At 67.3% G+C, this 18896-nt stretch carries 14 protein-coding genes; 9 read left to right on the top strand and 5 right to left on the bottom strand.

What is annotated here, in order from left to right:
- The first annotated feature begins 172 nt into the window (after positions 1–172).
- From ACVOMM_RS02735 to ACVOMM_RS02700, 8 genes are all read left to right on the top strand, one after another.
- Complete coding sequence (locus ACVOMM_RS02735; RefSeq protein WP_459062388.1) at positions 173–3406, top strand: efflux RND transporter permease subunit; 3234 nt, start codon at positions 173–175, stop codon at positions 3404–3406.
- Between the two features lie 31 nt (positions 3407–3437).
- The gene (locus tag ACVOMM_RS02730) at positions 3438–6560 is read left to right on the top strand and encodes an efflux RND transporter permease subunit (RefSeq protein WP_065174390.1); all 3123 of its coding nucleotides are present in this window, start codon (positions 3438–3440) and stop codon (positions 6558–6560) included.
- Positions 6561–6782: 222 nt separating this feature from the next.
- Positions 6783–8840 carry a TonB-dependent siderophore receptor gene (locus tag ACVOMM_RS02725; RefSeq protein ID WP_481525857.1) on the top strand — a complete coding sequence of 686 codons (2058 nt, stop codon included), beginning with the start codon at positions 6783–6785 and terminating at the stop codon, positions 8838–8840.
- Positions 8841–8936: 96 nt separating this feature from the next.
- Positions 8937–11117 carry a YccS family putative transporter gene (gene yccS / locus ACVOMM_RS02720; protein WP_065174388.1) on the top strand — a complete coding sequence of 727 codons (2181 nt, stop codon included), beginning with the start codon at positions 8937–8939 and terminating at the stop codon, positions 11115–11117.
- Positions 11118–11192: 75 nt separating this feature from the next.
- Positions 11193–13082 carry an MFS transporter gene (locus ACVOMM_RS02715; RefSeq protein ID WP_476340217.1) on the top strand — a complete coding sequence of 630 codons (1890 nt, stop codon included), beginning with the start codon at positions 11193–11195 and terminating at the stop codon, positions 13080–13082.
- A 182-nt stretch (positions 13083–13264) separates the two neighbouring features.
- A complete protein-coding gene (locus tag ACVOMM_RS02710; RefSeq protein ID WP_053515606.1) occupies positions 13265–13552 on the top strand; it encodes a CD225/dispanin family protein in 288 nt (95 codons plus the stop codon).
- Between the two features lie 30 nt (positions 13553–13582).
- Positions 13583–13861, top strand: coding sequence for a CD225/dispanin family protein (locus tag ACVOMM_RS02705; protein WP_481525856.1), 279 nt, complete (start codon positions 13583–13585; stop codon positions 13859–13861).
- A gap of 52 nt (positions 13862–13913) precedes the next feature.
- Positions 13914–14333, top strand: coding sequence for a DUF2752 domain-containing protein (locus tag ACVOMM_RS02700; RefSeq protein ID WP_053515602.1), 420 nt, complete (start codon positions 13914–13916; stop codon positions 14331–14333).
- Positions 14334–14401: 68 nt separating this feature from the next.
- Here the strand turns inward: ACVOMM_RS02700 and ampE are convergent, their stop codons facing one another.
- The 5 genes from ampE to ACVOMM_RS02675 all read right to left on the bottom strand — a co-directional run bounded on the left by ampE (position 14402) and on the right by ACVOMM_RS02675 (position 18094).
- The gene (gene ampE / locus ACVOMM_RS02695; protein WP_053515600.1) at positions 14402–15289 is read right to left on the bottom strand and encodes a regulatory signaling modulator protein AmpE; all 888 of its coding nucleotides are present in this window, start codon (positions 15287–15289) and stop codon (positions 14402–14404) included.
- A gap of 144 nt (positions 15290–15433) precedes the next feature.
- On the bottom strand, positions 15434–16339 hold the full coding sequence (gene nudC / locus ACVOMM_RS02690) for an NAD(+) diphosphatase (RefSeq protein WP_164151968.1): 906 nt from the start codon (positions 16337–16339) through the stop codon (positions 15434–15436).
- 118 nt (positions 16340–16457) lie between these two features.
- Positions 16458–16850, bottom strand: a complete 393-nt coding sequence (gene erpA, locus ACVOMM_RS02685) for an iron-sulfur cluster insertion protein ErpA (protein ID WP_053515598.1) — start codon at positions 16848–16850, stop codon at positions 16458–16460.
- 31 nt (positions 16851–16881) lie between these two features.
- A complete protein-coding gene (locus ACVOMM_RS02680; RefSeq protein ID WP_053515596.1) occupies positions 16882–17346 on the bottom strand; it encodes a bactofilin family protein in 465 nt (154 codons plus the stop codon).
- 4 nt (positions 17347–17350) lie between these two features.
- Entirely contained in the window at positions 17351–18094 is a 744-nt protein-coding gene (locus ACVOMM_RS02675; RefSeq protein ID WP_053515594.1) for a DUF6776 family protein, read from the bottom strand.
- Between the two features lie 179 nt (positions 18095–18273).
- Here ACVOMM_RS02675 and ACVOMM_RS02670 point away from each other — a divergent pair, with 179 nt between their 5' ends.
- Positions 18274–18891: a DUF4126 domain-containing protein gene (locus ACVOMM_RS02670; protein WP_180875487.1), complete on the top strand. Its 618-nt coding sequence runs from the start codon at positions 18274–18276 to the stop codon at positions 18889–18891.
- Positions 18892–18896: the final 5 nt, after the last annotated feature.

The raw sequence follows: 18896 nt of genomic DNA, 5'->3' as shown, positions 1-18896 counted from the left end.
CGCCGGGTGACCCCCGGCTTCCACCACCGGCGCCCTATTTTCCGCCGCCCCAACCTATGTGGGGCGGCGCTGGCCGCCGCGGTGGTGGCCCGCGCTGAGCGCAGGCCACCGATTCCTTTCGCGCCGGCATCGACGCCGGCGCTGCCATTGAAGCGCCAGCAAGGATCAGTCCGTGGGCTTTTCGACGATCTTCATCCGCCGCCCGATCGCCACCTCGCTGCTGATGGCGGGCCTGTTGCTGCTGGGCATTCTCGGTTATCGCAAGCTGCCGGTGTCGGCACTGCCGGAAATCGATGCGCCCAGCCTGGTGGTCACCACCCAGTACCCGGGTGCCAATGCCACCACGATGGCCTCGCTGGTCACCACCCCGCTGGAGCGGCAGTTCGGCCAGATCTCCGGCCTGGACCTGATGACGTCCGATTCGTCGGCCGGGCTGTCGACGATCATCCTGCAGTTCTCGATGGACCGCGACATCGATATCGCCGCGCAGGACGTGCAGGCGGCGATCCGCCAGGCCACCCTGCCCTCGTCGCTGCCCTACCAGCCGGTCTACAACCGGGTGAACCCCGCCGATGCGGCCATCGTCACCCTGAAGCTCACCTCGGACACGCGCCCGCTGCGGGAGGTCAACAACTACGCCGATTCGATCCTGGCCCAGCGCCTGTCGCAGGTGCAGGGCGTGGGCCTGGTGTCGATCGCCGGCAATGTCCGCCCGGCGGTGCGCATCCAGGTCAATCCGGCGCAGCTGTCGAACATGGGCCTGACCCTGGAAGAACTGCGCAGCGCGCTCACCCAGGCCAACGTCAATGCGCCGAAGGGCTCGCTGAACGGCAAGACGCAGTCCTACAGCATCGGCACCAATGACCAGCTGTCCAGTGCCGCCGAATACCGCGACACCATCATCAGCTACAAGAACGGCCGCCCGGTGCGGCTGTCGGACGTGGCCGCGGTGGTGGACGGCGTGGAGAACGACCAGCTGGCCGCATGGGCCGACGGCAAGCCGGCTGTCCTTCTCGAAGTGCGCCGCCAGCCGGGCGCCAACATCGTGCAGACCGTCGAGCGCATCCGCGCGATCCTGCCGCAGTTGCAGGGCGTGCTGCCGGCCGACGTGCATCTGGAGATCTTCAACGACCGTACCGAGACCATCCGCGCCTCCGTGCACGAAGTGCAGTTCACCCTGGTACTGACCATCGGCCTGGTCGTGGCGGTGATCTTCGTGTTCCTGCGCCGCCTGTGGGCCACGATCATTCCTTCGGTGGCGGTACCGTTGTCGCTGGCCGGCACGTTCGCGGTGATGGCGTTCACCGGCATGTCGCTGGACAACCTTTCGCTGATGGCACTGGTGGTCGCCACCGGCTTCGTTGTCGACGATGCCATCGTCATGATCGAGAACATCGTCCGTTACATCGAGCAGGGCAAGAGCGGCAAGGAAGCGGCCGAGATCGGTGCGCGCCAGATCGGCTTCACCGTGCTGTCGCTGACGGTATCGCTGGTGGCAGTGTTCCTGCCGCTGCTGCTGATGCCCGGCGTCACCGGCCGCCTGTTCCATGAGTTCGCCTGGGTGCTGAGCATCGCGGTCGTGCTGTCGATGCTGATCTCGCTGACGCTCACCCCGATGATGTGCGCCTACCTGCTCAAGCCCGACGCGCTGCCGGAAGGCGAGGACGCGCATGAACGTGCGCACGCGGCCGGCAAGCAGACCGTGTGGAGCCGCACCGTCGGCCTGTATGAGCGCAGCCTGGACTGGGTGCTGGACCACCAGCGCCTGACCCTGGCCGTGGCCGGCGGCGCCCTTGTGCTGACCGTTCTGCTGTACGTGCTGATTCCCAAGGGCCTGCTGCCCGAGCAGGACACCGGCCTGATCACCGGCGTGGTGCAGGCCGACCAGAACATCGCGTTCCCGCAGATGGAGCAGCGCACCAGGCAGGTGGCCGAAGCGCTGCGCAAGGATCCGGATGTGACTGGCGTGTCGGCTTTCATCGGCGCTGGCAGCATGAACCCCACGCTCAACCAGGGCCAGTTGTCGATCGTGCTGAAGGAGCGCAGCCAGCGTGATGGGCTGGACCGGATCCTGCCGCGCCTGCAGGAGGCCGTCGCCGGGATTCCCGGCGTAGCGTTGTATCTGAAGCCGGTGCAGGACGTCACCCTCGACACCCGCGTGGCCGCGACCGAGTACCAGTACTCCCTGTCGGACGTGGACGCGGCCACCGTCGCCACCCAGGCCACGCGCCTGACCGAGGCCCTGCGCCAGCGGCCGGAGCTGGCCGACGTGGACAACAACCTGTCCAACCAGGGCCGTGCCCTGCAGCTGACGATCGATCGTGACAAGGCCAGCGTGCTGGGCGTGCCGATGCAGACCATCGACGACACGCTCTACGATGCGTTCGGCCAGCGCCAGATCTCAACCATCTTCACCGAGCTCAACCAGTACCGCGTGGTGCTGGAAGTGGCACCGGAGTTCCGCACCAGCACCGCGTTGATGGAGCAGCTGGCGGTGGCCTCCAACGGTGCTGGCGCGCTGACCGGCACCAACGCCACCAGCTTCGGCCAGGTCACCTCCTCCAACTCCTCCACGGCCACCGGCATCGGCGCGCAGAACACCGGCATCACGGTCGGTGCCGGCAGCATCATTCCGTTGTCGGCGCTGGCCGAAGGCCAGGTGACCAGCGCGCCGCTGGTGGTCAGCCACCAGCAGCAGCTGCCGGCCGTGACCGTCTCGTTCAACGTCGCGCCGGGCTATTCGCTGTCCGAAGCGGTACGCGCGATCCAGGAGACCAAGGACAGTCTGGACATGCCGGCGCACCTGCATGCCGAGTTCATCGGCAAGGCCGCCGAGTTCACCGGCAGCCAGACCGATGTGGTGTGGCTGCTGCTGGCCTCGCTGGTGGTCATCTACATCGTGCTGGGCGTGCTGTACGAGAGCTACATCCATCCGATCACGATCATCTCGACCCTGCCGCCGGCAGGCGTCGGCGCGCTGCTGGCGCTGATGCTGTGTGGCCTGAGCCTGTCGGTGGACGGCATCGTCGGCATCGTGCTGCTGATCGGCATCGTCAAGAAGAACGGCATCATGATGGTGGACTTCGCGATCGAAGCACGCCGCGCTGGTGCCAACGCGCATGAAGCGATCCGCCGCGCCTGCCTGCTGCGCTTCCGCCCGATCATGATGACCACGGCTGCGGCCATGCTCGGCGCGCTGCCACTCGCGCTGGGTACCGGCATCGGCTCGGAACTGCGCCGTCCGCTGGGCATCGCCATCGTCGGCGGCCTGCTGCTCTCGCAGCTGGTGACGCTGTACACCACGCCGGTGATCTACCTGTACATGGAGCGCTTCTCCGAGTGGCTGGCGCGCCGCCGCGAGCAACGCGCACTGCGCGAGGGCACGCTGCAGGAGCCGCAGGCATGACCCCTGCCCCGCTGCTGCGGGGGGCCGCGCGATGAACCTGTCCGGCCCCTTCATCCGCCGCCCGATCGGTACCGCCCTGCTGGCCATCGGCCTGTTCATGGTGGGCCTGATCTGCTACCTGAGGCTGGGTGTTTCGGCACTGCCGAACATCCAGATTCCGGTGATCTTCGTGCACGCCAGCCAGGCCGGTGCCGACGCGGCGACGATGGCCTCCACGGTCACCGCACCACTGGAGCGTCATCTGGGCCAGCTGCCGGGCATCGACCGCATGCGCTCGTCGAGCTCGGAAGGCAGCTCGCTGGTGTTCATGATCTTCCAGAGCGACCGTGACATCGATTCGGCGGCGCTGGACGTGCAGACCGCGATCAATTCCGCGCAGGCCGATCTGCCCTCGGGCATGGGCTCGCCGATGTACCAGAAGGCGAATCCGAACGACGACCCGGTGATCGCCATCGCACTGACCTCGCAGACGCAGTCGGCCGATGAGCTGTACAACGTGGCCGACTCGCTGCTGGCCCAGCGCATCCGCCAGATCAGCGGCGTGGCCTCCGTGGACATCGCCGGCGCGTCGACGCCGGCAGTGCGCGTGGACGTGAACCTGCGGCTGATGAACGCGCTGGGCCTGACCGCCGACGACCTGCGCAACGCGGTGCGCGCGGCCAATGTGACCTCGCCGACCGGCTTTCTCAGCGATGGCAACTCCACCACCGCGATCATCACCAACGATTCGGTGGCCCGCGCTGCGGACTTCGCCAACCTGGTGGTGAAGACCGAAGGCGACGGCCGGGTGATCCGCCTGAAGGACGTCGCCAACGTCTACGACGGCCAGCAGGACGCCTACCAGGCGGCATGGTTCGACCACAAGCCCGCGGTGGTCATGTATGTGTTCACCCGCGCCGGCGCCAACATCGTGGAGACCGTCGACCGGGTGAAGGCGCAGATCCCGACGCTGCGTGACTACCTGCAGCCGGGCACCACGATGACGCCATACTTCGACCGCACGCCGACGATCCGCTCGTCGCTGCACGAAGTGCAGATCACCCTGCTGATCAGCCTGGCGATGGTGGTGCTGACCATGGCGCTGTTCCTGCGCCGGCTCGCCCCGACCCTGATCGCGGCCGTGACGGTGCCGCTGTCGCTGGCCGGCGCCGCACTGGTGATGTATGCGCTGGGCTTCACCCTGAACAACCTGAGCCTGCTGGCGCTGGTGATCGCGATCGGCTTCGTGGTGGACGATGCGATCGTGGTGATCGAGAACATCATGCGCCACCTCGACGAAGGCATGCCGCGCCTGCAGGCGGCGTTCACAGGCGCACGCGAGATCGGCTTCACGATCGTCTCGATTACCGCCTCGCTGGTTGCGGTGTTCATCCCGCTGCTGTTCGCCAGCGGCATGATGGGCGCGTTCTTCCGTGAGTTCACCGTCACCCTGGTGGCGGCGATCGTGGTCTCGATGATCGTCTCGCTGACGCTGACGCCGGCGCTGTGCAGCCGGTTCCTCAGTGCGCACGACCATCGCGCGGCACCCTCGCGCCTGGGCCGCTGGCTGGACGCCGGCCACGAACGCATGCTGCGCATCTACACGGTGTTCCTCGATTTCTCCCTGCGCCACGCGTTGCTGCTCTCGCTCACGCCGCTGATCCTGATCGGCGTGACCGTCTTCCTGTTCGGCGCGGTGAAGAAGGGCGCCTTCCCGCCACAGGACACCGGGCTCATCTGGGGCCGCGCCAACTCCAGCGCGACCGTGTCCTTCGAGGACATGGTCAACCGCCAGCGCCGCATCACCGACATGCTGATGGCCGACCCGGCGGTGAAGACCGTCGGCGTGCGCCTGGGCAGTGGCCGCCAGGGTTCCAGCGCGCAGTTCAATGTCGAACTGAAGTCACGCAAGGAAGGCCGCCGCGAGACCACCGCGCACGCACTGGCGCGACTGAGCGCCAAGGCCGACCGCTATCCCGACCTGCAGCTGCGGCTGCGCGCCATCCAGGATCTGCCCAGCAACGACGGCGGCGGCTCCAGCCAGGGCGCGCAGTACCGCATCTCGCTGCAGGGCAACGATCTGGCGGCGCTGCAGGAGTGGTTGCCGAAGCTGCAGGCGGAACTGAAGAAGAACCCCAAGCTGCGCGATGTCGGCACCGACGTGGACAACGCCGGCCTGCGTCAGAACATCGTGATCGACCGCGCCAAGGCCGCGCGACTGGGCGTCTCGGTCGGTGCCATCGACGGTGCGCTGTACGGTGCATTCGGCCAGCGCCAGATCTCGACGATCTACTCGGACATCAACCAGTACAGCGTCGTGGTCAATGCCCTGCCTTCGCAGACGGCGACCCCCACCGCACTGGACGAGGTCCATGTGCGCGCAGGCAATGGCGAGATGGTGCCGATCACTGCGGTGGCCACCCAGGTACCGGGGCTGGCGCCTTCGCAGATCACGCATGAGAACCAGTACACGACGATGGACCTGAGCTACAACCTCGCCCCCGGCGTCAGCATGGGCGAGGCAAAGGCGATCATCGATGCGACCGTGGCCGGCATGCGCATGCCGGGCGACATCCGCCTGGCCGACGATGCGGGCTTTGGCTTCAATTCCGATCCCAGCGACATGCTGATCCTGGTATTGGCGGCGATCCTGACCGTGTACCTGGTGCTGGGCATGCTGTACGAAAGCCTGATCCATCCGGTGACGATCCTGTCCACGCTGCCGGCGGCAGGCGTAGGCGCGCTGCTGGCCCTGTTCGGTACCAACACCGAGCTGTCGGTCATCTCGATGATCGCGCTGGTGCTGCTGATCGGCATCGTCAAGAAGAACGCGATCATGATGATCGACTTCGCGCTGGTGGCGCAGCGCGAGCACGGACTGACCCCGCGCGAGGCCGCACGCGAGGCCAGCATCGTCCGCTTCCGGCCGATCATGATGACCACGATGGTGGCCATCCTGGCTGCGGTTCCGCTGGCAATCGGCCTGGGCGAAGGGTCGGAGCTGCGCCGGCCGCTGGGCATCGCGATGATCGGTGGCCTGCTGTTCTCGCAGAGTCTGACCCTGCTCAGCACGCCGGCCCTGTACGTGATCTTCTCCTGCCTGGCCGAGCGTTGGCGGGCGCGGCGCGCGCGCAGGCGCGAGGCGAAACTGCTCAAGCGCGCGCAGCGCGCCTAGCCTCGGTAGCGCCGGGCCACGCCCGGCGCGCCGCTACCACCCGGGCGACGCTCACGGTTTGACGCGCTGTAACGAAAAGAGAACAATTCGCAACCAGCCATGGTCCTGCGCCCCTACGGCGCCCCGCTCCCAGTTCACGGACAGCCTGCGTGATCCCAGCCACTGCCTCTTCCCCCAACCATGGGTGGATGGCCTGTGGCCGTCCGCCGAGGAATCCGATCGATGCCTTCGTTCCGCACCCCGCGCCTGGCCCTGCTGGCCGCCGCCCTGTCCACCGCCTGCGCAGCCCATGCGCAAGCCCCGGCTGATGCCCGCAGCGCCACCGACCTGGACGCCATCAAGGTGGTCGGCGAACGCACCCACACCGAAGCCGGCGCGCTGGGTGACCGTGCCCTGCGCGATACCCCGTTCGCCATTACTGCGGTCGGCCGCGAACAGCTCGAGCAGCGCCAGGTCGTATCGCTGGGCGAAGCCTTCCTGTTCGATCCATCGGTCGCCACCCAGGTAAGCGCCTACGCCAGCGGCTGGAGCTCGCCCATCCGCAACCGCGGCATCGATCTGAACTACGACAGCTACCGCGTGAACGGTCTGCAGGTGTCCTCGTGGGGCACCGAATGGCCGCTGGAAGTGATGGAACAGGTGGACCTGCTGAAGGGCCCCGGCGGCTTCCTGTACGGCTTCGGCGCGCCCGGCGGCATCGTCAACTACATCACCAAGAAGCCGACCGATACCCCTGCCTTCTCGGCGCAGCTGGGCTGGCGCGAACAGGCCATCATCAGTGGTGGTGTCGATGCTGGCGGCCGCTTCGGAAACGAAGATATGTTCGGCTATCGCTTCAACGCGTATCAGGAGAAGGGCGAAACCTTCAACGGCGGCCATGTCGACCGCAAGGTCGGCGCGCTGTCGCTGGACGCGCGCCTGAGCGATGCGCTCACCTGGACCTTCGACGGCGTGTTCCAGTCCCGCGACCTGAGCGAAGAGTCGCCGCAGTACTACTTCATCGGCATGACCTCGCTGCCGCGGCCGATTGCCGGCGACGTCGACAACAGCGTGCCGGGCACCTACTACGATACCCGTTCCAGCCTGCTGTCCACGGCGTTCACCTGGCAGATCAACAGCGGCTGGAAGGCCAGCCTGAGCTACGGCGTCACCACCTCCTGGAACGACGTCAACAAGATCTTCGCCTACATCGACGATCCGAACGGCGACTACAACGTGAATGTGTATGAGCTGGGCGGCAAGAGCCAATGGAAACTGGCGCAGGCGCTGGTGCAGGGCGGCTTCCGCACCGGCCCGCTGCAGCACCAGCTGGTGGCCGGCGTCAGCCACCAGACCGGGCTGGGCTGGGACCGCCCCTACGAGTGGAACACCATTGGTCGCGCCAACCTGTACCAGCGTTCGGCCATCCGCCACGACGCGGTGGGTTCGCGGGTGATGACCCGCGGCGATGAAACCGTGCAGCAGGCCGTATTCGCCAGCGATACCGTGGACTTCGGCGGGGACTGGTCGGTGCTGGCCGGCTGGCGCTACAACGACTTCGAGACCAAGGGCCGTTACCACACCTACCCGGTCACCCCGACCTATGCGGTGATGTTCAAGCCCAGCGAGGCCGTGACCCTGTACGCCAGCTACATTGAATCGCTGGAAGCCGGCAGCCGCGTGGGCAACCCCTACATCAACGCCGGTGATGTGCTGGGTCCGACCATCAGCAAGCAGTACGAAGTCGGCGCCAAGGTGGAAGCCTCGCGCTGGAATGCGAACGTGGCCGCATTCCGCCTGGAACGCGGTGCCAACATCGACCAGCCCACCGACGCCGGCCTGCGCCTGGTGCAGGATGGCATCACCCTGTACGAAGGCGTGGAAGCCAGCGCCGACCTGCACCTGACCGATGCGCTGACCGTGGGTGGCGGCGTGACCTGGCTGGACCCGACCTACGACAGGCTGTCGCCCGACAATGCCGCGCAGGAAGGCAACCGCACCGTCGGCGCCGCGCGCTGGAGCGGTGTGCTGCATGCCAGCTACCAGCTACCGTGGGTCGATGGACTGGAAACCTATGCTGCCGTGCGCTACTACGGCGATGTCTGGTACGACGCCGACAATACCCTGAAGCTGCCCCACTACACCCTGGTCAATGCCGGTGTGGGCTACCGCCTGATGGCGTCGGGGCACCCGGTCACCCTGCGCGCCAGCGTGGAGAACCTGGCCAATCGCAGGTACTGGTCGAACGCGGGCGTCGGCCTGCCGCGCACCTTCGCGGTGAGCGTGCGCTGGGAGATGTAACCCGGCTTGTGCGGGTGCGGACCGTGGGTCCGCACATTGAACACCGCACCCACGCGCACACCGCCATAATGGAGGCAATCCGCCGCCCGAGCCTGCATGTCCGCGTCCCATTCCCGCCTCAGCCGCCTGTGGGCACACGAGAAAGCCAGCTATGGCCTGCGCGTGTTCATCGCCCTGTCGGCTGCGATGGCCGTGTGCTGGCAGCTGGACGCGCTCCCCGCGCTGCCCGGGGCGTTCCTTGGCATCATCGCCAGCGCGATCGCCGAAACCGACGACAACTGGTGGGGCCGCACCAAGGCGGTGCTGCTGTCGCTGCTGTGCTTCTGCATCGCCGCCGCCTCGGTGATCGCGCTGTTCCCGTGGCCGTGGCTGTTCATCGGCGCACTGGCGCTGTCCACCTTCGGCCTGACCCTGCTGGGCGCTCTGGGCGAACGCTACGCCTCCATCGCCCAGGCCACGGTCACCCTGGCCATCTACACCATGATCGGGCTGGAACAGCATGGCGGCGCCGGAGATCTGCCACGTGCGTTGCATGCGGTCAGCCACCTGCTGGCCGGTGCGGTCTGGTATGGCCTGCTGTCCATCGTCTGGACCGCGCTGTTCGCCAACCGCCCGGTGCGCGAACGCGTGGCCCGTCTTTACCAGGAACTGGGCCGCTACCTGCAGCTGAAAGCCGCCTTGTTCGAGCCGGTGCGTGAGGCCGACCTGCAGCGCCGCCAGCTGGACCTGGCCGAACAGAACCGGCGTGTGGTGGGAGCCCTGAACGAAGCAAAGACAGCGATCCTTGCGCGCTTCGGCCGTTCCGGCCGGCCCGGGGTCAACTCCGGCCTGTACCTGCGCCTGTACTACATGGCGCAGGATTTCCACGAGCGCGCCAGCTCCTCGCACTATCCCTATGGCGCACTGGTGGATGCGTTCTTCCACAGCGACGTGCTGTACCGCTGCCAGCGCCTGCTCGACCTGCAGGGGCAGGCCTGCGCGCGTCTGGGCGAAGCCATCCGCCTGCGCCGCCCGTTCGTGTATGGCGAGAGCAACCAGCAGGCCGGACGCGACCTCGCCGACGCGCTGGCCTACCTGCGCGACCAGCAGCGTCCGCAATGGCAGCGCCTGCTCGGTTCGCTGGATCTGCTGGTGCACAACCTGCGCAGCATCGAGCGCCGGCTGCTCGACGCCGAACGCTCCGAGGCCAGCCTGGACAATGTCGACACGCGCCTGCGTGACAGCAACCCGCACACCCTGCGCGAGATGGGGGTACGGCTGCGCCAGCAACTCACGCCCGGCTCGGTGCTGTTCCGCCATGGCCTGCGCATGGCGCTGGCGCTGATCGCCGGCTTCCTGGCGATCCGCCTGTTCAATGCCCAGAACGGTTCATGGGTGCTGTTGACCATCGTCTTCGTGTGCCGGCCGAACTTCGGCGCCACGCGCCAGCGCCTGGCACAGCGCATCGTCGGCACCCTGGCCGGCCTGGTATTGACCTGGGCCCTGCTGCAGCTGTTCCCACAGCTGCACGTGCAGCTGCTGATCGCCTTGCTGTCGGCGCTGCTGTTCTTCTTCACCCGCACCGATCGCTACCTGGTGGCCTCGGCCGCGATCACGGTGATGGCGCTGACCTGCTTCAACCTGATCGGCGATGGCTTCGTGCTGATCGTGCCGCGCATGGTGGATACGATCCTGGGCTGTGCGATCGCTGCGGCGGCCGCCTTCCTGATCCTGCCGGACTGGCAGGGACGCCAGCTGCATCGGGTGCTGTCACGGGTACTGGATACCGCCGCGCGTTACCTGGATGCGGTGCTGGGCCAGTACCGCAGTGGCATGCACGACGACCTGGCCTACCGTATCGCCCGCCGCGACATGCACAACGCCGATGCGGCGCTGTCCACTGCACTGTCGAACATGCTGCGCGAGCCCGGCCATGTACGCCGCAACCTGGATGCCGGCTTCCACTTCCTGGCGTTGTCCAACACCCTGCTCGGTCATCTGTCGGCACTGGGTGCCCACCGCGACCAGGTCGACAGCTACGCCGGCGACCCGCTGGCACTGGCCGCCGGCGACCGGGTACGCAAGGCGCTGCAGCAGCTGGCCGGCGCGCTGGCCGCACGGCAGGCGGTCGCGGAGGATGACAATGATGCCGACCGCGCAGTCGCTGCGGAGCTGGAGCAGATCGAGGACGTGATGCCACCGAAGCTGCAGTTGATCCGCACCCAGATGGCGCTGGTGCTGCGCCTGCTGCCGAAGCTGCGTGCCGCCGCCAACGAGGCCGTACGCAGCCTGACCTGACCGCCGCCCGGCAGCACTGGATCCGGGCCCGGCCGGCGGGCAGGAATGCTAGGCTGCGCCGGTCAAGGAGATTCCATGTCCGGTCACAACCAGTTCGCCCTGCTGCGCCAGCGCCGCTTCCTGCCGTTCTTCATCGTGCAGGCGCTGGGCGCTTTCAACGACAACGTATACCGGCAGGCCATCATCGGCCTGCTGTTCTACCTGGGCGTGTCCGAAGAGCAGCGTTCGCTGTACACCACGCTGGCGCCAGCGATCTTCATTCTTCCCTATTTCCTGTTCTCGGCATTGGCCGGGCAGATCGCCGACAAACTGGAGAAGTCGCGGCTGATCGTGATCACCACCACGATGGAGATCGTGATCATGTCGCTGGCAGCGATCGGCTTCCTCACCGAGAACCTGCCGTTCCTGCTGGTGGCGCTGTTCTGCACCGGCATGCAGTCGACCCTGTTCGGCCCAGTGAAGTACTCGGTGCTGCCCTCGGTACTCAAACCCGAGGAGCTGACCGGTGGCAACGGGCTGGTGGAGATGGGCACATCGATCTCGATCCTGTCAGGGATGATCATCGGCGGCGCCGTGTTCCTGCTGGCCGGCAGCCACGGGCCCGTGTTCGCGGCATCGCTGGTCATCGCCCTGGCGGTCTGCGGCAACATCGCGGCGCGGATGATTCCCAAGGTCGATGCCGGCGACCCGGGCCTGAAGATCAACTGGAACCCATTGCCGGAGTCGCTGGTGGTGCTGCGCATGGCACGCCAGCAGAAGGCGGTGCGCAACGCGATCCTGGGCGTGTCCTGGTTCTGGTTCATCGGCACCGTGCTGACCTCGCAGCTGCCGAATTATGCGCTGGCCAACCTGGGCGGCGAACCCAAGCTGTACCTGCTGGCACTGGCGCTGTTTTCCATCGGCACCGGCGTTGGCTCGCTGCTGTGCGAGAGGCTGTCGGCGCGCACGGTGGAGATCGGCCTGGTGCCGCTGGGCGCGTTCGGCATGACCGCGTTCCTGCTCGATCTGTACTTCGCCCGCAGCGGTGAGGCCACCGTGCAGGGGCTGAGCATCACCCAGTTCCTGCAGCAGCCCGGCAGTGTGCGCATCGTCATCGACCTTGTCGGAATCGGCCTGTTCACCGGCATCTTCGTCGTTCCGCTGTTCGCCCTGATCCAGAGCCGCACGCCGAAGGCGCAGATGTCACGCGTGTTCGCCGCGTTGAACATCCAGAACTCCGGTTTCATCGTGTCCGCCGCACTGCTGTCGCTGGCCGCGCGCGAACTGCTGCACTGGAGCATCCCGCAGCTGTTCCTGGCGCTGGCGATCGCCAATGCCGTGGTGGCGATCTACATCTTCACCATCGTCCCCGAATTCCTGATGCGCTTCCTGAGCTGGGTGATGGTGCGCACCCTGTACCGGCTGCGCCCGCATGGCATCGAAGCCAATGTGCCGGATGAAGGCGCAGCACTGATCGTCTGCAATCATGTCAGCTACATGGATGCACTGATCCTGTCGGCGACGATTCCGCGCCCCGTACGCTTCGTCATGTACTACAGGATCTTCAACATCCCGGTGATGCGCTGGATCTTCCGCACCGCCAAGGCCATCCCGATTGCCGGGGCCCGCGAGGACGAGGCCTTGATGCAGCGCGCGTTCGAGGAGATCGATGCGGCGCTGGCCGAGGGTGAGCTGGTCTGCATCTTCCCGGAGGGAGCACTCACCCGCGATGGGCAGATGGCGCCGTTCAAGTCCGGCGTCGAGAAGATCCTCGAACGCCGGCCGGTGCCGGTGGTGCCGATGGCCCTGCGCGGGATGTGGTCGAGCATGTGGAGCCGGCGCGACAGCCGGCTTGGCCGCATGCGGGTTCCGCGCCGCTTCCGCGCCACCGTCGAGGTGGTGGCGGCGCCTGCCATCGATGGTCGCAGCACCGACGCGCCGGCACTGGAAGCCCAGGTCCGCGCCCTTCGCGGCGATCACGCCTGACGCAATCCCCCCGTTCGCGCGTAGCCGGCCCCCGCCCCACATACGCCAGCGTCAAGCGCCATGCCCGTCATTGCCGGGCTGAAAACGCATACATGCGACGCAGGTTGCGGTAGATTACGCACCCACAGGGGGGAGGTCCGGCCCGTTCACAACGGTCGGCCACCAAGGAATGGAGTCTCACGTTGAATCAACCGCCACCACTCGGCCGTCCGGTCTACATCCCCAACCATCTGGTGTGGGCGATCCTGACGACGCTGTTCTGCTGCCTGCCGTTGGGCGTGGTGTCGATCGTGTATGCCGCCCAGGTCGATGGCCGCCGCGCGGCCGGCGATCTGGCGGGAGCCTATAGCGCGTCACGCAAGGCGGGCTGGTGGGCGGCGGCTTCGGCCGCGGCCCTGCCGGTCCTGTTGCTGTTGTGGTTCGGGCTCTTCGGCGGCCTGGCCGCACTGGGCGCTCTTTCCGACCATTGATCCACCACCACCCATCAAGGAGCTTGAATCATGAATACCGCTACTCCGCAGGTCCCGAACAACCTGGTCTGGGCGATCCTGAGCACCCTGCTCTGCTGCCTGCCGGTCGGCATCGTGTCGATCGTCTATGCGGCACAGGTCAACGGCAAGCTGGCCGCTGGCGATATCGCCGGTGCACAGGACTCGTCCGCCAAGGCCAAGAAGTGGGCCATCTGGTCGGCCATCGCCTGGGTCATCATGGTCGTGCTGTACGTGCTGTTCTTCGTCGTGCTCGGTGGCATCGGCGCGATGAGCAACGCCAGCTACTGAGGCCTGCGGACGGATCCGGCGGCGTCCGCGCCGGATCCGTCTTCGCCTGATCGTGTCCGCTCTTCCTTCCCGGCTCGCCCGCTGGGCACCCTTGCTGGCCTCCACCGGCCTGGCCGCAGGCGCGGCCGTGGTGCTGCGCAACGTCAATCCCTACGTGGCCGGCAATCCCCTGCCGGGCTGCCCGCTGTACGCACTCACCGGCCTGTATTGCCCCGGCTGCGGCAGCACGCGCTGCCTTTACTCGCTGGTCCATTTCGATCTGGCCGGCGCGATGGCGATGAACCCGCTGCTGGTCATCAGCCTGCCCCTGCTGCTGCTGATGCTGCTGAACATCGCCGGCATCCGGCCGCGTGTGCTTGATCCGCTGATGCGGATTCTGGCCAATCCCATGTTCTGGCTGTGGCTGCTGCCCGGTTACGCACTGCTGCGCAACCTGCCGTGGGCACCGTTCACCGCACTGGCGCCGGTCTAGATTCCCACTTCGCGTCCAGGCGCGTCGCAACGCGTGCTGCGGTCAGGCCGCACGCGCCTGGCCAGCGGCTACGTCACCCAGCCGGCGATCACCAGCACGGCCAGCACCGCCAGCCACAGCAGCAGCATCCGCCACACCAGACTCATGGCATCGCGCAGGTCGGGCAGACGTTGCCAGACCGGCAGCAGGCCCGCCTCGGTGTAGTCATGCGCGTCCTCGCGCAGCTCGGCATTGACGCTGGCCCGCGCCACCGCACCCAGGAATCCGATGCCTCCGACCAGGCGCTCGCCATGCGCTTGCCGCCATGCCTTCCACGCCGTGTCGAAGTTGCCGACCAGTGCCATCGAGAACGCCATCAACTGTGCCACCGGCCATTCGATCCAGCCCAGCAGGCGCTGGGCCACTGCCAGCGGTTCCACCGGTACGCGTGCACGCATCGGGCTTTCGGACATCAGCGCCAGCAGGCGATAGCCCAGCGCGCCCACCGGGCCCAGCAGCAGGAACCAGAACAGCACCGCAAACCAGCGGCGCAGCGCATTGAGTACGGTCGCCTCCACCAGCGAGGGTACATCCTCGCGCAGGCTGCCACCGGCCGCCTGCAGATGGCGCACGGCCGCCTGCCGGGTCGGTGCGTCATCGGCATCGATGATCGCTTCGATGTCACGGTCCAGGTCGCGCGGCCCCCAGCACCAGGCCAGAACCGCCACGCCCAGCAGCAACGAGGGCAGCCCGAACAGCACGCCCCGCAGCAGCCAGGCCAGCAGCGCCATCAACACCAGCGGCGGCAGCAGCGCCAGCACCACGCCCATGGGGCCCTGCCAGGCCTTGCCGCCGTGCGCATCCAGCCAGCCCAGCCAGCGCCGGAAGCTGTCAAAGCGGCGCAGCGAGGCGGCAGCGGCCGGGGCGACATGGCCCAGGGCCAGTGCAACCAGCACGGCAGCCAGAGTGGTGAACATGGCAGGTCTCCCTACGAAACAAGGCGCTCGGCGTCGCTACCTTACCCGTCGCGACGCCGCCATCAGCGGTCTGCCGCACTGTAACCCGGGCCGTGTTCAGGTGGCGGCAATGGTCGCCGCCGTTCTGACAGGCCGGTGCGGTCTTCACGCCCGCTGTTGGCGATACCAGTGCTCGATCAGCCCCCGCGAAATCGAGATCGGCGGCGACAGGCGGATGCCCTGGCCATCATCTTCGACATCACGTGCCAGCGCCGCGCCCACCTCGTCGGCACTGAACCAGCGCGCATCCTCCAGTTCGCCATCCACGGTCGGCACATCGTCCTGCGCCTGCGCGCGGAACCCCACCATCAGCGCGCCCGGGAACGGCCAGGGCTGCGAACCGAGATACTGGCAGGCAGTGATGCGCACCCGGCTCTCCTCGTGCACTTCCCGCACCACGGTCTGTTCGAAGGTCTCGCCTGGTTCGACGAAACCCGCCAGTACCGAATAGCGGCGCGGCGCCCAGTTGGACTGCCGCCCCAGCAGCAACCGGCCCTGGTTTTCCACCGCGACGATCACCGCCGGGTCCACCCGGGGATAGTGCTCGGTCGCGCACTGCCCGCAGCGGCCAACGAAGCCACCGCGGGCAAAGGCCACCGCCCCCCCGCAGACGCCGCAGAAGCGCGTGCGCGAATGCCAGTAGGACATGCCGCGCGCGTAGCTGAAAGCGGTCGCATCGGCCACCGGCCACAGCAGTGCCGCCTGGCGCAGGTCGAGCCGGCCAGGCGCAGTGACGGCAACCGCGGACGCTTCCACCGAGAACCAGGCCTGCTCACCCCGCAGACCCAGGAAGATCGCGGCACCGGGGCCGCCCCCGATGTCGGCGCCGGTCAGCGCCAGTGGCTGGTCATCAGCACCGGTGAAGGCACTGCCGTCCTGGTCAAGCACGAGAACCCGCGCATCCGGCCACAGGCGTGCCAGCACATCGGCATCTTCGCGCAGGGCATCGGCGCGCTCCAGCGGTTCGCCAATGAAGGCGAAACCGGACAGCGGCGAAAGAATATTGGACATCCAGCAAGCCTGCCGCCATTCGATGCGGGTGGCAAGGTCGGCGCTGTGCGCATTCTGCTGTGAGGTGTGGAGACCGCTCGACACACCTGGCGCGGAGCGCAGGCCCCGCGCCCTGCAATCACATGCTGAAGCTGCTGCCGCAACCGCAGGTGGTCTTCGCGTTCGGATTGCGGATCACGAACTGCGCGCCGGTCAGGCTCTCGGTGTAATCCACTTCAGCCCCCATCAGGTACTGCAGGCTGAGCGGGTCGACCAGCAGGGTCACCCCGCTGGTCTGTACCGCCAGATCGTCCTCGGCACGGTTCTCGTCGAACTCGAAACCGTACTGGAAGCCCGAACAGCCGCCACCCTCGATATACACACGCAGCGCCAGATCGGGGTTGCCCTCTTCCTGGATCAACGACTTGACCTTGGAGGCCGCTGCTTCGGTGAAGTTCAGCGGCCGCTCCAGCGACTGGTAATCGGGCGCGGCCGCCGTGGGGGCGCCGGGCAGGGAGACTAGCGTGCTCATGGCATCAGCATGGGGGCACCGGCGGTGGCTTTCAAGCCATCGCTTCGGCCAGCTTGCGTCGAGCCGCGGTGTCGCCCTTGCCACTGGCGGGATCCCCGCTTTCGGGTGCAGGCAGGGCCGCCAGCGGTGCGCTGGCATGGATCAGGCGTCCATTCAGCTGGGCCCCGGCGTTCATCTCCACCACCTCGTAGTGGACATTGCCGTTGACCCGCGCGCTCGGGGTCAGTTCGACCTTTTCGGTGGCGTGGACATCCCCCTCCAGGCGGCCGCTGATGACCACCACCTGGGCACGGATCTCCCCTTCGATCACGCCATGCTCGGCGAGCGTCAGGGTCGCGGTGCTGGCGCCTTCGGCGGCGATCACCTTGCCATGGATGCGACCTTCCACGTACAGGCCACCACTGAACTCCACATCACCGCGGATCACCACCTGGTTGCCGATCAGGGCATCCACCACCAGCTGGCCGTCACGGTTGGATTTGCTGTTTCCGAACATCTGCCTACTCCCCTTTGCTGGCCGGCGCGCCGGCCTGTTTCCAGTCGAATACCTGGGTGGCGCCCCCCGCACCACTCCCCAATGTCACCCGCACGCGTTGCGGAGTGAAGTCAGCCGGCAGCATCACGCTGCCGGTGAGCTGCTGGAAGTACCGGAACGAGTAGTCCTGTCCCGGCACCTTGCTGCGCTGGTGCAGATCATCCCAGCTGATCGTGGCCAGCTTGCCGTTCTTCACGCCTTCCACGGTGAAACGCATCTGCCCCTGGCTGATGGCCCCGCGGTTGAGGTTCTGGGTCAGCACGGCGGTGTACTGCCAGGTGCCGGCCGATTCCGGGCTGAACTCGATCGAGTGGGTGTTCAGGCCCTTGCGCTGGCTGGTCGAACCGACCAGGCGCTCATAGAAGGCGACGTCCGCGCGCAACCCGGCGATCTCTTCGTCGCGCTCGGCGAGCGAGGACTGCACTTCGTTGTTGGCGGCGCGGCTGATGCGGTCGGAGGCTTCCAGCGTGGCCTGCTTCTGGCGCAGTTCGGTCAGCTGCGCCTGCAGGCTCTCGGCACGCTTCTCGGCCGCCTGCAACCGTTGTCCCTGCTCGCCACGCGGCGCCCCCATCCAGCAGCCTCCGATCGTGGCCAGCACCAGGCTGAGCAGCCAGATGCCTCCAATCACCCACAGGCGACGGCGGTCCGCGGGCGGATGTGACGCGCCGGGCAGGCGGACCTGCACGCGCATGGGAGGACGGTTGGTCATGGGTAGATCCCGTGGCATCGCGGGCGCGACACCGGCACGGCCCGTGTGGCAAACGACGGGCTAGTGTATGACAGGATCGGCAGGATTCCTGCGCTGGAGGCGACCGAGGTCTGTGGCGTTCAGGCACGCCATCGTCGATAGTGTGGCCCCTCGCACAGTTCCGCCATCGGAGCATCGCCATGACCGAAGCCCACCTGTTCGTGATCGGCATCCTGCTGGCCTGGCTGGCCGGCATCCGTGTCTACCTCACCGTCTTCGGTGTCGGCCTGGCCGGCCTGCTCGGCTGGGTCGACCTGCCGCCCGCCCTGCAGGCGACCGAGTCGTGGTGGGTGCTGGGTACCTCAGCGGCGCTGGCCGTGACCGAGTTCTTTGCCGACAAGATTCCCGGCGTGGATTCGGTCTGGGACCTGGTGCAGACCCTTGCCCGGGTCCCCGCCGGAGCCTTCCTCGCCGCCGCCACCCTGTCGCCGGATGGGCAGCTGGGTACCGGTGCGCTCGCTGCCGGCGCCGGCGTTGCCCTGGCCAGCCATGGCCTGAAGGCGGGCACCCGTGCCCTGCTCAACACCTCGCCGGAGCCGGCCAGCAACTGGGTCGCCTCGATCGCCGAAGACACCGTGGTGGTTGGCGGCCTGGCATTGGCCCTGGCACACCCCTGGATCGCGCTGGTCGTGGTGCTGGCATGCAGCCTGGCCGGCGCATTGCTGGTCTGGCTGGCATGGCACGCTCTGTGGCGCGGCGTGCGTTGGCTTGCCCGTGCCGGCAACGGCACTGACCGGCAACAGCCACGCACCAGATGAACGCC

The sequence above is a fragment of the Stenotrophomonas sp. STEN009 genome, from assembly GCF_056760395.1.
Note: the sequence above shows the minus strand (reverse complement) of the source record. Positions and strands in the feature narration are given on the sequence as shown.